The organism is Moraxella sp. CTOTU46711 (assembly GCF_031975715.1).
Lineage (GTDB): Bacteria > Pseudomonadota > Gammaproteobacteria > Pseudomonadales > Moraxellaceae > Faucicola.
The window spans coordinates 479091-494552 of record NZ_DALYMP010000001.1 but is presented as its reverse complement, the minus strand read 5'-3'; the positions used below and the strand labels follow the sequence as shown (position 1 = coordinate 494552).

Here is a 15462-nt window from a genome sequence, read left to right as displayed (position 1 = left end):
TGCGTTTTATGCTATAATTATTCCTTTTTACTATCCTAAAAATATAACGTCATCTGTGTTGCTTTTCTGAAGTTTTTGATTGGGGTTTTTTTGCAACTTTTGGTCAAAATTGCGCATTACTTTTAAACGCATTGTTGTTAACTTAGCCGTTGCCTTGAAAAGTAAAATAAATAAGATGACTCACATATTTAAGTAGCTTGATAAAAGGAGCGTGCATGTCCACCGATTCCGTTAGCCCCATTAGCATCGTCGATGAATTAAAACAATCTTATCTCGACTATGCCATGAGCGTAATTGTCTCCCGTGCTTTACCTGATGTGCGTGATGGGCTCAAACCTGTTCATCGCCGTGTGTTATACGCGATGCATGAATTATCAAACGACTTTAACAAACCTTACAAAAAATCGGCGCGTGTGGTGGGTGATGTTATCGGTAAATACCACCCGCATGGCGATACCGCAGTTTATGACGCGATTGTACGTTTGGCGCAGCCGTTCTCAATGCGCTATATGCTCATCGATGGTCAAGGTAATTTTGGCTCAGTGGATGATGACCCTGCCGCAGCGATGCGTTATACCGAAGTGCGCATGCAAAAACTCACTCACCAAATGCTGGGTGATTTGGATAAAGACACCGTAGATTGGGAGCCAAACTATGATGGCTCAGAGCAAATGCCAAGCGTCATGCCAGCGCGTATTCCAAATTTGCTCGTCAACGGTGCCACAGGCATTGCGGTGGGTATGGCGACCAATATGGCGCCACACAATCTGACGGAAGTGATTAATGCGTGTTTGGCCTATGCCGATGATCCGCACATCTCGGGTGAAATGCTCATGCAGTACATCACCGGTCCTGATTTCCCAACAGGCGGTATTATTTATGGTCGCTCAGGCATTGTCGATGCTTATCGCACCGGTAAAGGTCGCTTGCATTTGCGCGGCAAATATCACATCGAACCGATGAGTGAAACGGGCGCCAATAAAGAACGTGAGCGTATTGTATTTACCGAGATTCCGTATCAAACCAATAAAGCAAAACTGATTGAAAAAATCGCAGAATTGGTACGCGATAAAAAACTTGAAGGCATTAGCGAGATTCGCGATGAGTCAGATAAAGATGGGATGCGTATCGCCATTGACTTAAGACGTGGTGAAAACGCGGAAGTCATCGTTAATAATCTATTTATCCAAACGCCTTTAGAATCAAGTTTTAGTATCAACATGGTTGCCTTAGATGAAGGTCAACCTAAAATCATGACGTTGCGTGATTTAATTGCCGCTTTTGTGCGTCACCGCCAAGAAGTTGTTACTCGCCGTACTATTTTTGAACTCAAAAAAGCGCAGGCGCGTGGTCATTTGCTCGAAGGGCTGACCATTGCCCTTGCCAACATTGATCGCATTATTGACACTATCAAGGCATCGGCAAACCGCCAAGAAGCCCGCGATAATTTACTGACCAACACTTGGCAGTCAGGTGGCGTGATTGCCATGTTAGAGGCAGCAGGCAGTCATTCGATTCGCCCTGATGTGATTGAAGGCGAAGACCTAAACGCCCCATATGGACTGATTGATGACAAGCAAAATTATCGTCTATCGCCCGACCAAGTCAATGCTATTTTGGATATGCAGCTGCACCGTTTAACAGGGCTAGAGCAAGACAAGCTACAGCAAGAATTCAAAGAAATCTTGGCACTCATTGCCCAATTACAAAGCATTTTGGATAACTTTGACAAATTAATGCAAGTAATCAAAGACGAATTAATCCAAATCCGTGATGACTTTGGCGATGCGCGCAAAACCCAAATCGTCGATAGCCGCAGTGACTTTAGCCGTGCTGATTTGATTCCTGAACAAACCGTTGTGTTGACTGTTTCACGCACGGGTTATGCCAAAACCCAGCCTATTAGCGACTATATCGCCCAAAAACGCGGTGGCAAAGGCAAGTCAGCCACTGCCATGAAAGCAGACGATGTCATTGATCATATGGTGGTCACGTCCACACACAACAACGTGATGATTTTTACCGATCGTGGTCGTGTGTTTGGGTTACAAGTGTTTGAAGTGCCTATTGCCAGCCGTGGTTCGCGTGGCCGTCCGATGGTCAATTTGATTGCGCTCGATGCCGATGAAAAAGTCACCGCCATCTTGCCCGTGACCGAAGACGACAAGCAAAATGACAATAGCTATGTGTTCTTTGCAACCGCATCGGGTATGGTAAAACGCGTCCAATTGTCACAATTTAAAAACCTTCGCGCCAACGGACTTCGCGCTGTCGAACTCAATGACGGCGATAACTTGATTGGCGTTGCCATTACCGATGGCGAGCAAGACATTATGTTATTTTCCAATGAAGGTAAAGCGATTCGCTTTAATGAAAGTAAAATCCGTGCGATGGGTCGTACCGCAAAAGGGGTACGCGGTATGCGGGTGACGCTACTGGCCAATCAAGGTATCGAAGACGAGGATACCGATCTTGAAGACGATAGCCAAGATGACCAAGACAATGACAGTGTCGTTGCGGTTAGCCGTGTGGTGTCGTTAGTTGTGGCCCCACAGCAAGGCGAGATTTTATGTGCTTGTGAGCGTGGCTTTGGCAAACGTACGCCTGTCTCTGATTTTCCTGTCAAAGGTCGGGGTGGTAAAGGCATGATCGCCATCAAAACCACGGCGCGTAATGGCGAGCTGGTGCAGGCATTAGCGGTAACCGATGCCGATGATATTGTGCTGATTTCTGATGCCGGCACGCTGGTGCGCACACCTGTCGGACAAATCGCGCAAACAGGTCGTAATGCGCAAGGGGTCACCCTGATTCGTATTTCACAAGATGAATCATTGGTATCTATTGCTTTGGTTGAAGGCGGTAGTGAAGACGAGCTGGACGAAGATAGTTTAGAGGCAGCATTGGCTGACAATATCGCGCAAGACAGCGCTGATTTACAAGACAGTGCGGATTTGCAAGACATCGAGTTGTCTGAAACGCTGCAACAAGATGGTTTACTAGAAGCCGATGCACAACAGCTAGATGACTAATTTGTAGCCTTGCTATTTGTAACCTCACTTTATCAAACCAGCTTATCAAACAATAAGCTGGTTTTTTTTCGCTGAATTCTACAATTTCGCAACAGCCAGTAAGTTTAAAGCCTTATAAAATTTAAAATTATCTTGTTCCAACAATCCTATTACATTAAAAGACGAGTATACCCATGTCAAAACTGCATCTACATCACCTTGAAAAATCACGTTCGTTTCGAATTCTTTGGCTATTAGAGGAATTAGAACTGCCTTATCAGTTAACCAAGTACGAACGCCATCATGGTTTGGCGCCCAAGTCTTTGCAAAAAATTCACCCGATGGGTAAGGCACCTATCCTGCAAGATAATGGAAAAACGCTGATTGAATCTGCCAATATCATTGAGTATTTGATTGATAACTATGACAAGTTAAGCGACCCGCAAGATGCACAGCTAATCTCACAACTGGTGCTGAATAAAAAATTTCGCCCAGATTATGGCAGTGAGGCGTATGAGCAGTATCGATATTGGCTGCATTTTACCGAAAGCTCGTTGATGCCCTTGCTTATTATCCGACTAATATTTGCTACCATGATAAAAAAATCACCGATAGGTATCAAGCAAGTGGCAAAATTACTCAAATCAGGTATAGACAAATCTTACCTGAATCATTCATTGACCGAACAGCTCAAAATGTTAGATAAGCATTTGGGGAATAATGAATGGCTTGCTGGCAACCAATTTAGCGGCGCTGATATACAGCTTGAATTTGGCATAAACGCCATGCAAGAAACCCATAGCTTAGAGGCAAAATACGCCAACATTCACAATTGGCTAAAAAAATGCCAAGCTCGCCCAGCTTATCAAAAAGCGGTTGATAAATGTTGATGATTGACTGTCAACCCATTTAACCCTTTTATTACTTTACTTTATCGATAAATTTACTATTCGGTCAGAAAAAACAGTTGTTTTTTTCACCTTTATTTCATAGCTAAATACCTATTAAAAATTAGCGAAAATACATAAATATTTTTTTCCTGTAAAATATTGCTATCGCTATTTATAACAATGTTTTGTGTCTAATAGTTGAATACTTTGAGTCGTTTACAACCTAGCTCCATTCTAGGTTATTTCCATGGATGGATGCCATTGCCAGAAGGAACGAAAAATGCAATATCAGTATTTTAAAGACCCTGATAGTCAAGAAACCCAAGAATGGCTTGACGCCTTTGATTCGGTGATCAAGTCAGTGGGAAAAAAACGTGCCACTTTTTTACTAAAAGCCATCTATGATAAGGCGGTACAAGAAGGGTTACGCGTTAACCGTCTTGACACCGCTTATATCAACACTATTCCTGTAGAAGATCAGCCCTCGTATCCCGGTGATTTAACCCTCGAGCGTAAAATTCGCGCTATCATTCGTTACAATGCGGTGGCGATGGTGATGCGTGCCAACAAAAATGACGACGACTTAGGTGGTCACTTAGCGACCTTTGCCTCTAGCGCAACGTTATACGAAACAGGTTTTAACCATTTTTGGCGCGCAGCGAGTGAAAGCTTTGGTGGTGATATGATTTATTATCAAGGTCACGGTTCGCCAGGGATGTATGCTCGCTCATTTTTAGAAGGTCGATTGACTGAAGAGCAGCTGACGAATTTTCGCCGTGAAGTAGGGGGTAAAGGGCTATCTAGCTACCCACACCCTTATTTGATGCCTGACTATTGGCAGTTCCCAACCGTGTCGATGGGTTTAGGCCCAATCATGTCGATTTATCACGCGCATGTGCATCAATATCTTGAAAATCGCGGCTTGATTCCAAAAGAAGGTCGCAAAATTTGGGCATTCTTGGGTGATGGTGAAACCGACGAGCCAGAGAGCCTAGGTGCTATCTCACTAGCCGGTCGCGAGAATCTAGAAAATCTGATTTGGGTGATTAACTGTAACTTACAGCGCCTAGATGGTCCGGTACGTGGTAATGGTAAAATCATCCAAGAGCTTGAATCCGTGTTTCGCGGTGCAGGCTGGCGAGTGATTAAAGTCATTTGGGGCGGTAAATGGGATACGCTGCTAGATAAAGACCAGACAGGCGCGCTCAAACACCGTATGCTTGAGACCCTCGATGGTGAATACCAAGTGTATAAAGCGCGTGATGGTAAATTTGTCCGTGACTATTTCTTTGGTAAATACCCAGAACTTGCCGAAATGGTCAAAGATTGGACTGACGAAGAAATCCAAAATTTAGACCGTGGTGGTCACGACCCGATGAAGGTGTATGCCGCATTTAGTGAAGCCATGAAAGCCAAAGGTCAGCCGACGGTGATTTTGGTTAAAACCGTCAAAGGTTATGGCTTATCTAACCAAAGCCAAGCGGTCAACAAAACCCACCAAATCAAAAAACTCGAAATTGATTCATTAAAATATTTCCGTGACCGTTTTGATTTGCCATTTACCGATACGCAGCTTGAAGAATTGCCGTTTTATCGTCCTGATGAAAATTCTGCTGAAATCCAATATTTGAAAGGTCGCCGTCAAGCACTGGGCGGACATTTGCCCAATCGTCGTAGTGGTCATATTCCACTCGATGTCCCAGGATTGGAGATTTTTGACAAATTACTACAAGGTAGTGCAGGCAAAGAACAATCTACTACCATGGTATTTGTACGCTTGCTAGCGGCACTGCTAAAAAATAAAGCGCTGCAAGAGCGTGTAGTGCCGATTGTTCCTGATGAAGCCCGTACTTTTGGTCTTGAAGGTATGTTCCGCCAATTGGGTATCTACTCGGCATCGGGTCAAAATTATACCCCTGAAGACCATGAAGCTTTGATGGGTTATAAAGAAGCCAAAGACGGTCACATGCTGGAAGAAGGCATTAATGAAGCGGGTGCAATGAGTGCTTGGATTGCGTTAGCAACCAGTTATTCAACCAATGCGTTACCAATGATTCCTTTTTATATCTATTATTCGATGTTTGGTTTCCAACGCGTCGGTGATTTAGTTTGGGCCGCAGGCGATATGCAGGCGCAAGGGTTCTTACTTGGCGGTACCGCAGGTCGTACCACACTCAATGGCGAAGGCTTACAGCACCAAGATGGTCATCAGTTGATTTTATTTAACACCGTGCCAAACTGTGTCACTTATGACCCATGCTATGGTTATGAGCTAGCGGTGATTGTACAAGATGGTCTGCGCCGTATGTATGGTGAAGGCGAACGGGTTTTCTATTATATCACCTTAATGAATGAAAACTACGAGCAACCAGCTATGCCAACAGGGGTGGAAGAAGGCATCAAAAAAGGCATGTACTTGCTCAAAGATAATGGTTCAAAACAAGTGCAATTGCTAGGTTCAGGCGTGATTTTACGTGAGGTTGAAAAAGCCGCACAAATTCTAGCTGAAGAATTCAATATCAATGCCAACGTGTGGAGTGTCACAAGCTTTAATGAACTCACTCGTGAAGGCATGGCATGTGATGAGTACAATCGTCTGCACCCATTAGATGAACAGCGTACGCCTTGGGTTACTGAGCAACTTGCGCAGCATGAAGGTATTGTAGTCGCCGCCACCGACTACATGCGCATTTTCTCTGAACAAATTCGCGCCTACCTACCAGACAGTCGTCCGTATGCCACCTTAGGTACCGATGGTTTCGGTCGTTCGGATAGTCGCCGCCAATTACGTAGTTACTTTAAAGTGGATGCCGCGCACATTGTGGTAGCAACGCTCAAACTATTGGCAGATGAAGGCGAAGTTGATGCGCGTTTGGTCAAAGATGCTATTAGTAGCCTAGGTATTGATGCCGATGCTTCACCTGCTTGGTATCCTCAAGTACAAATCGACCAATCCCCAGATGCACCAGCGATTTTAGGCGCGAATCCAAAACCTGTACCAACCTTGGTTGAAGAGGATGATGAAGCGATTTCAGCAGACGGCAAAGCAGAAGATAAAGCCGATGCGCCAATTCTTAACGAAAAACCTGAATAATATCAATTAATAATTGGAAAAAATCAGCCACGTATTAGCGGCTGATTGCCCACTTAGTAAAAATAAAACTTTAAGGATAAACCCATGGAAATCAAAGTTCCCGACTTAGGCGTTGATAGCGCTGAAGTCAGCGAAATTATGGTCAAAGTCGGCGATGTCATCAATGTGGACGATAACATTGTCTTATTAGAGTCTGACAAAGCTTCTGTGGAAGTGCCTGCAACATCAGCAGGGACTATTACAGCAATTAGTCTTCAAATCGGCGATAAGGTCAAAGAAGGTGATGTGATTCTCACCATCGACAGTGCAGGCAATAGCCAATCCAACACTACACCCGTAGAGCAATCTGCGCAACAGACAGACCAACAAGCAGCCCAATCTAACGAAGCTGGAGAAATTAAAGAAACTAAAGAAGCTAGCGCAAGTTCATCGCAAGCGCCGTCTATGGCTGCGTCAAACCAATCACAGCCCACATCCGCATCAGCTGAAGCAACTTATACATTGCCAGATTTGGGTGTCGATAGCGCAGAAATTAGTGAGTGGTTGGTCAAAGAAGGCGATACTGTCACTGCTGAACAACCGCTGGTATTGGTCGAATCCGATAAAGCATCGGTCGAAGTACCGGCACCTGTCAGTGGAAAAATTGTCAAATTTTTAGTCAATGCAGGTGATACGGTCGTTAATGGCCAGGACTTTATCGTGATGGCGTCCCAATCAGCTACGCAACAGCCACTAGCCGGTAACCCATCAGAACAAGCCGCCAGTCAAGCCAATTCAGCCGCAAACCAAAATCAGCCACCCGCTCAAACGGTATCACCCGCTCAATCATCAACACCCGCTGGTAAACAAACCTTTGGTTTGCCTGATCTTGGGGTAGAGTCGGCACAGATTAGTGAATGGATGGTGAAAGTAGGCGATGAGGTCACAGCAGAACAACCATTGTTGTTGGTAGAATCTGATAAAGCATCGGTGGAAGTCCCCTCGCCAGTCGCCGGTAAAGTGGCTGAATTACTGGTTAACCCTGGTGATACCGTCACCAATGGTCAAGACTTTGTTGTGATTGAAGCGGCGGGGTCAGTGCAATCAGCGTCAAGTTCAGCATCACAGCCGCAAGCGACCACCCATACCGCTCAGCAAGCAGTCGCTAAAACGCAAAATACCGCGTCAACTGCAACTAATAGCGCCAGTACACCATCTAGTCAGTCAAGTTCACAGTCAAAACTGTCTGAAGCGCAAATTAATGCCAAAAACGCCGCGGTTTATGCAGGTCCTGCGGTGCGCAAACTTACCCGACAATTGGGTGTTGATGTCAGTGAGGTGACTGGCACGGGCGCTAATGGGCGTATTGTCAAAGAAGATGTGTTTGCTTATGTCAAGAATATGATAAAAGCAGTTAGCACGCCAACCGCTGCAAACAAAGTCTCTGCGCCATCAGCGGCTCGCTCAGGATTACCTAATTTACCCGATATGAGTAAAACGGAAATTTGGGGAGAAATTGAACGCCAAGATTTGACCCGTCTACAAAAAGTCTCAATTCCACAGCTTAATTACAATACCTATTTGCCACAAGTCACCCAGTTTGATTTGGCAGATATTACCGATGTTGAAAAATTGCGTGGTGACCTAAAAGATGAGATGAAAAAAGAAGGGGTGAGTCTAACCATTCTGGCTTTCATCATGAAAGTAACCGCTTACGCGCTGATGCAACATCCAAAATTTAACAGCCATTTAAGTGATGACAACACCCAAATTATCATCCGTAAATCCGTGAATTTAGGCTTTGCTGTAGCAACCGAAGATGGTTTGACGGTACCTGTCATTCAACGTGTAGAGCAAAAAGGCATCAAGCAACTAGCGATTGAAATCGGTGAGCTTGCCAAAAAAGCGCGTGATAAAAAACTATCTGCCAAAGAGTTAACAGGCGCATCATTTACGATTTCAAGTCAAGGCAATCTTGGCGGTACTTACTTTACGCCGCTGGTCAATTGGCCACAAGTTGCGATTTTGGGCGTGAGTGAATCTAGCATTCAGCCACGTTGGAATGAGACTAAAGGCGAGTTTGAGCCACGTTTAATGCTACCGTTGTCATTATCGTATGACCACCGTGTGATCAATGGTGCGGACGCTGCGGTATTCACCCGCTATATTGCAAAATTACTAGCAGATCCACGCCGCGTGTTGTTATAAGTTTTAGGTCAAAAGAACCTAGCGTATTATATCCATGCTAGGTTTTTTTAATGCCCAAAAAAAGCCCTTAGTCAAAACTAAGGGCTTTATGAATGCTAATAAGCTTATTTTTCGGTTTTTGCTAAGAAGAACCAAGTGTCTAACACCGAATCGGGATTCAATGAAACAGAAGTAATACCTTGTTCCATTAACCACATGGCTAGGTCTGGGTGGTCAGAAGGACCTTGTCCACAGATACCGATATACTTGCCTTGTGCGTTACAGGCATCGATAGCCATTTTCAGTAGTTTTTTAACCGCTGGGTCACGTTCATCAAATGATTGAGATACGATACCCGAATCACGGTCAAGACCAAGGGTTAACTGGGTTAAATCGTTTGAGCCGATTGAGAAACCATCGAAGTATTGTAAAAACTCTTCTGCCAATAAGGCATTGGTTGGCAACTCACACATCATGATGACGCGTAAACCGTTTTCACCACGTTTAAGACCATTTTTCTCAAGTAGCTCTAATACCTTACGCGCTTCTTCCGTCGTACGTACGAATGGAATCATAATCTCAACGTTGGTTAAGCCCATTTCATCACGAACACGTTTTAATGCACGACATTCTAATTCAAAGCAGTCACGGAAGTTTTCTGACACATAACGGCTGGCACCACGGAAACCGAGCATGGGGTTTTCTTCAGATGGCTCGTATAGTTTACCGCCGATTAAGTTTGCATATTCATTCGATTTAAAGTCAGACATACGTACGATAACTTTCTTATCTTTAAATGCGACCGCTAGGGTTGAAATACCTTCAACCAATTTATCAACGTAGAAATCAATCGGTGAAGCATAACCTGCCATGCGCTCTTGAATTGCTTGTACGATTTCGCGTGGTAGAGTGTTCATGTTAAGTAGTGCTTTTGGATGCACGCCAATCATACGGTTGATGATGAATTCTAAACGTGCTAGACCCACTCCTTCATTAGGGATTTGTGCAAATCCAAAGGCGCGGTCAGGGTTACCGACGTTCATCATAATTTTAAATGCCAAGTCTGGCATTGACTCAATTGAGTTGTTTTGGATTTCAAAGTCCAATTGACCTTCGTAGATATAACCGGTATCACCTTCTGCACAAGATACAGTGACTGCTTGACCATCGGTCAATAGGTCAGTGGCGTTACCACAACCCACGATGGCAGGGACGCCTAATTCACGCGCGATAATTGCCGCGTGACAGGTACGACCACCACGGTTAGTGATGATAGCAGCTGCACGTTTCATGACGGGTTCCCAGTCTGGGTCAGTCATATCAGAAACAAGGACGTCACCTTCTTGTACTTTATCCATTTCATGGATTGAGTTGACCACGCGTACAGTACCTGCGCCGATACGTTGACCAATTGAACGACCTTCACAGATGACATCGCCTTTTTCTTTAAGGATGTAACGCTCCATGACATTTTGACTTTCACGGCTTTTTACTGTCTCTGGACGGGCTTGCACAATGAATAGTTTGCCACTGTCACCATCTTTTGCCCATTCGATATCCATCGCATGACCATAATGTTTTTCGATGATTAACGCTTGTTTGGCAAGTTCAACCAACTCTTCATTGCTCAGTGAAAATTGGTTGCGTTCTGCTTTGTCTACTGGGACTATTTTGACTGATTTGCCGGCTGAGTGCTCGTCTGCATAAACCATTTTTTGTTGTTTGCTGCCGAGGTTACGACGAATTACCGCAGGTTTGCCGGCATTTAATAAGGCTTTTGAAATGTAAAATTCGTCAGGGTTCACCGCACCTTGCACGACCATTTCACCCAAGCCATAGCTTGCGGTGATAAATACTACGTCATTAAAACCACTTTCGGTATCAATGGTGAACATCACACCTGAAGTGCCTGTCTCTGAGCGTACCATGCGTTGTACGCCAGCTGATAAGGCAACACCTGCGTGCTCAAAACCTTTGTGAACGCGGTAAGCGATGGCGCGGTCATTGTATAAAGAAGCAAAGACTTCTTTAATAGCAATCAAGATATTGTCAATACCACGGATATTAAGGAAAGTTTCTTGTTGACCAGCAAAGGAGGCGTCTGGTAAATCTTCGGCAGTCGCTGATGAACGAACCGCAACAGCGATGTCCTCACCTTGGCTCATCTCGGCAAAGGCATCACGGATTTCTTGTTCAAGATCTTTAGGCAACTCTTGCTCAATAATCATGTCACGGATTTTTTTGCCCGTGGCAGTCAATGCCGCAACATCATCCACATCCAGACCTTGAAGCGCGTCTTTGATTTTGTTTTGAAGGCCTGTACCGATTAAGAATTTGTTAAAAGCTTCAGACGTTGTTGCAAAACCACCTGGTACGCTTACCCCTAAATCCGTTAGGTGACTAATCATTTCACCTAATGAAGCGTTTTTACCGCCTACTTTGTCAATGTCGTTTTTGCCTAACTTGTCGAGTGAGATAACTTGTGCGTTCAAGGTGATAACTCCGTGAAATAAAGATTATTTTGAAAAGATTATAACGGTATTTCGCAGAAAATTCATCTTAAAAAATGATTTTCTAGCAAAAAAATTATAATTTTAGAAAAACTGTCAGCGATCAATAATTCAACTAAAATTTTGCTTGGATATCTTTGAGTTTAAGGGGATGAAAAACGTAGATAAGCCTTCAATGACAATAACTGATGGCTAATTAAGGCAAATTAAGCATCGATTTGTTAGATTAAAGCCTACAAGTCACGTATAATAACAAACTCTCGACCTGTAAGACAAACAATAGTGTCTGCGCTGATAACGACATTAATAAGATGACATTCACTGCAAAAGACGCAGTTAATGAGTGAGGTTAACCATCAGTGTCAGTTTAAACCAGTATTAATTTAAATTAGTATGGACGCTTCTTGTCATTTTTTTGGATAATTTTCATGACCATTGAGCAAATCAAAGCCACGATTCAAAATAAAGACGCCTTAAATTTTGCAAATTCGCAGTCCTTGCGAAGTGTGTTTTTTATCTCCGATGGTACCGCGATTACTTCTGAAACCCTAGGTCGTTCTATTTTAAGCCAATTTCCCACGGTACCATTTGAGACCCGGGTTATTCCTTATGTTGATACCCTCGATCGCGCCGATGAAGCGGTCAATCAAATCAATCTTGCCCACCAACGTGATGGGGTAAAGCCGCTAGTCTTTGATACCATCGTTGACCCTGTGATTCGCGAGCGAATCAACGGCGCAGATGCCTTTAACTTAGACATTTATGAAGGTTTAATTAGTAAAATTGCCGATGAAATCAAAGTACAACCTGCACCGCATACCGGTCATGCGCATGGGGATGTCGATTCTGAGAACTATAAATCGCGTATCGATGCGGTGCATTTTGCTTTAGACAATGATGATGGCGCGCGTACCACCCATTATGATGCCGCAGATATTATTTTGATTGGGGTGTCACGTTCGGGCAAAACGCCCACCTCTTTATACCTAGCGTTGCAATTCGGTATTCGTGCGGCGAATTACCCGTTGACTGAAGATGATTTATATGAAAATTCGTTGCCCAAAGCGTTAAAGCCCTACCGTGACAAACTGTTTGGTTTGGTGATTGACACCGATCGACTGGTAAAAATTCGTAACGAGCGCCGTGCAGGTAGCCGCTATGCAAGTTATCAGCAATGTCAGCAGGAGTTGCGCGCCATTCAAGGTATTTATATTTCTCAAGGGATTCCAAATATTGATGTATCAACGATGTCGATTGAAGAAATCGCGACGCGTATTTTACAAATGACGGGGTTAAAACGTCGAATTGGTTAACGTAATCTCTTAACATACGGTTAATTTATCGTATTTTATATTCAATTTAAAAATTTTTTATTCATTATCAAGGCTTAAAATATGGGAGCTAATATGCCAAAAAAACGGATTAATGACAAAGTCACTCAAATTCCCCCTACAAACAATGAAAACGAAAACATCTGTGATTCCAACACACAGTCAATTATTGAGCCCCAAGAAAATATTACCGAAATTTTGGCAAAACCAACCAAAACTGAAATTTCGGATTCTGATAAAAAAGCCAATACCGTCAGTATCAGTGAAGACGATGATAAGGTCAAACATTTTGATGATGCATCGGTGCATTTTGATTTAATTAGCCCGCTAGATAACACCCGTATCAATTTAAAGCGTTACAAGCGTCAAGATGCCGTTAGCCATGCCTATGATTATGATGCTATTGTGATTGGCGCAGGACCCGCGGGCGAAGCAGCAGCGATGAAAATCGCCAAATCTGGGCAAAAAGTTGCCGTGATTGATCCACGCAAACAAGTGGGCGGCAACTGTACGCACGTAGGCACGATTCCAAGTAAAGCATTGCGTCAGTCGGTGTTTAATATTATCGGTAATCGCCGCGATCCTATCTTAAACCAAGGCATTGACTATCACCAGATTCCACTCAATAAAGTATTAACCAAAGCGCGCGAAGTGGTGCGTAATCAGGTAGAAACCCATACCCGTTTTTACGAGCGCAACCAAATTGACTTAATCAATGGTTGGGCAAGTTTTAAAGATACCCATACCATTCATGTTGATATGAGTGATGGTACCGAGCAAGACATTACCTTTGAACAAGCCATTATTACTGTGGGTAGCCGTCCTTATCGTCCTGATTTGTTAGATTTTAGCCATCCTCGCGTGTTTGATTCCGATAAAATCCTGCAAATGGATTATGTGGTACAGCGCATTATTATTTATGGTGCAGGCGTGATCGGCTGTGAATATGCGTCTATTTTTACTGGTCTTGGCTATAAAGTAGATTTGATTAATACCCAAGAGCAGTTGCTTAGCTATCTAGATGATGAGATTTCTGACGCGTTGTCGCATGACTTTAGACAATTTGGCGTGTTGATTCGCAACAAAGAAGAAATTGAGCGGCTAGAAACTTATGATGACTGCGTGATTTTATACCTAAAAAGTGGTAAGCGCATCAAGTCAGATGCTATTTTATGGTCAAACGGTCGCTCAGGTAATACCGACAGTCTCAACCTTGCCGCCATCGGACTCACCGCAAACAGCCGGGGTCAACTCAAAGTCAATGAGCATTACCAAACCGATATCCCAAATATTTATGCAGCAGGGGATGTGATTGGTTGGCCATCGCTCGCATCGGCGGCTTATGACCAAGGACGCTGCGCCGCCGCTTATATGGTGGGCGATGAAAACGCACAACCTGTTCGCAGTGTGCCAACGGGTATTTATACCATTCCTGAAATTTCAAGCATTGGTAAAAACGAACAAGAATTAACGGCTGAAAAAGTGCCGTATGAAGTGGGGCAAGCCTTCTTCAAACACCTTGCCCGCGCACAAATCATCGGTGAGCGTAGTGGGGTGTTAAAAATACTGTTCCACCGTGAAACCTTAGAGGTTTTAGGTATCCATTGTTATGGCAATCACGCCTCTGAGATTATTCATATCGGACAAGCAGTGATGGAAAGTAAGGGCAGCAATACGCTAGAATACTTTGTCAATACCACCTTTAACTACCCAACGATGGCAGAAGCCTATCGCGTTGCTGCACTCAATGGTCTTAATCGGGTGTTTTAATGGCGCAGATTAATATAAAGCTACAACCCCAGTACGTAAAATTACAACCGCAGTTGCAACAAGCGCTTTCTGAGTTAAAGTTGCCACTATCGGATGAGCAGCAATTACAGCTCCTGTACTATCTACAGCAGCTGTTATTTTGGAATAAAGCGTATAATTTGACCGCTATTAAGGATGACCAACAAGCATTAATCAAACACATCTTTGATAGTTTGTCGATTGTGCCATTTTTGCCAGCCGGTGATTTGCTAGATATTGGGACGGGTGCGGGTTTGCCAGCGGTGGTAGTTGCTATTTGTCAGCCACAGCGTGCGGTGACAGCACTCGATAGTAACCAAAAGAAGATTCGCTTTATCAAACAAGTCGCCAGTGAATTGGGGTTAAAAAATCTAACACCGGTTGCCAGTCGTATCGAAGCGCATGCAGGGACTTATCAAGTGATTACCTCAAGGGCATTTGCATCGCTGGTGGATTTTGTCACCCATAGTCAAAGCAAATTGGCAGACAATGGTATCATTTGTGCCATGAAGGGGGTTGAACCTGTTGACGAGATTCAAGCCCTTCAAAATGAGTGGCAAATTAACACCCAAGTGTTAACCGTCCCATCGTTGCATGAATCACGCCATTTGATTTATTTGCAAAGATAAACATCCCATTTCAGCCAGTTTTACCGGTATTAGAGTTTGAAAAACT

Annotated in this window: 8 protein-coding genes; 7 read left to right on the top strand and 1 reads right to left on the bottom strand. The window is 43.9% G+C overall.

What is annotated here, in order from left to right; translation table 11 throughout:
* Positions 1–215: 215 nt before the first annotated feature.
* The 4 genes from gyrA to RTJ53_RS02095 all read left to right on the top strand — a co-directional run bounded on the left by gyrA (position 216) and on the right by RTJ53_RS02095 (position 9179).
* Positions 216–3029 carry a DNA gyrase subunit A gene (gyrA, locus tag RTJ53_RS02110; protein ID WP_312275635.1) on the top strand — a complete coding sequence of 938 codons (2814 nt, stop codon included), beginning with the start codon at positions 216–218 and terminating at the stop codon, positions 3027–3029.
* A 173-nt stretch (positions 3030–3202) separates the two neighbouring features.
* Positions 3203–3898, top strand: a complete 696-nt coding sequence (locus RTJ53_RS02105; protein ID WP_312275634.1) for a glutathione S-transferase — start codon at positions 3203–3205, stop codon at positions 3896–3898.
* Positions 3899–4178: 280 nt separating this feature from the next.
* Complete coding sequence (aceE, locus tag RTJ53_RS02100; RefSeq protein ID WP_312275633.1) at positions 4179–6992, top strand: pyruvate dehydrogenase (acetyl-transferring), homodimeric type; 2814 nt, start codon at positions 4179–4181, stop codon at positions 6990–6992.
* A gap of 84 nt (positions 6993–7076) precedes the next feature.
* Positions 7077–9179: a 2-oxo acid dehydrogenase subunit E2 gene (locus RTJ53_RS02095; RefSeq protein WP_312275632.1), complete on the top strand. Its 2103-nt coding sequence runs from the start codon at positions 7077–7079 to the stop codon at positions 9177–9179.
* A 104-nt stretch (positions 9180–9283) separates the two neighbouring features.
* Here the strand turns inward: RTJ53_RS02095 and ppsA are convergent, their stop codons facing one another.
* Entirely contained in the window at positions 9284–11650 is a 2367-nt protein-coding gene (gene ppsA, locus RTJ53_RS02090) for a phosphoenolpyruvate synthase (RefSeq protein WP_312275631.1), read from the bottom strand.
* Positions 11651–12096: 446 nt separating this feature from the next.
* On the opposite strand from ppsA, the gene ppsR reads away from it, so the two are divergent.
* The 3 genes from ppsR (at position 12097) to rsmG (ending at position 15416) form a co-directional block, all read left to right on the top strand.
* Positions 12097–12981 carry a posphoenolpyruvate synthetase regulatory kinase/phosphorylase PpsR gene (gene ppsR / locus RTJ53_RS02085; protein ID WP_007116642.1) on the top strand — a complete coding sequence of 295 codons (885 nt, stop codon included), beginning with the start codon at positions 12097–12099 and terminating at the stop codon, positions 12979–12981.
* Positions 12982–13074: 93 nt separating this feature from the next.
* Positions 13075–14769, top strand: coding sequence for a Si-specific NAD(P)(+) transhydrogenase (gene sthA / locus RTJ53_RS02080; protein ID WP_309593772.1), 1695 nt, complete (start codon positions 13075–13077; stop codon positions 14767–14769).
* Complete coding sequence (rsmG, locus tag RTJ53_RS02075; RefSeq protein ID WP_312275630.1) at positions 14769–15416, top strand: 16S rRNA (guanine(527)-N(7))-methyltransferase RsmG; 648 nt, start codon at positions 14769–14771, stop codon at positions 15414–15416. Before sthA ends, rsmG begins: the two co-directional genes overlap by 1 nt.
* The last annotated feature ends 46 nt before the right edge of the window (positions 15417–15462 follow it).

Coding starts and splice junctions, on each gene's coding strand:
- gyrA (WP_312275635.1), top strand. CDS start 216: ATGTCCACCGATTCCGTTAGCCCCATTAGCATCGTCGATGAATTAAAA.
- RTJ53_RS02105 (WP_312275634.1), top strand. CDS start 3,203: ATGTCAAAACTGCATCTACATCACCTTGAAAAATCACGTTCGTTTCGA.
- aceE (WP_312275633.1), top strand. CDS start 4,179: ATGCAATATCAGTATTTTAAAGACCCTGATAGTCAAGAAACCCAAGAA.
- RTJ53_RS02095 (WP_312275632.1), top strand. CDS start 7,077: ATGGAAATCAAAGTTCCCGACTTAGGCGTTGATAGCGCTGAAGTCAGC.
- ppsR (WP_007116642.1), top strand. CDS start 12,097: ATGACCATTGAGCAAATCAAAGCCACGATTCAAAATAAAGACGCCTTA.
- sthA (WP_309593772.1), top strand. CDS start 13,075: ATGCCAAAAAAACGGATTAATGACAAAGTCACTCAAATTCCCCCTACA.
- rsmG (WP_312275630.1), top strand. CDS start 14,769: ATGGCGCAGATTAATATAAAGCTACAACCCCAGTACGTAAAATTACAA.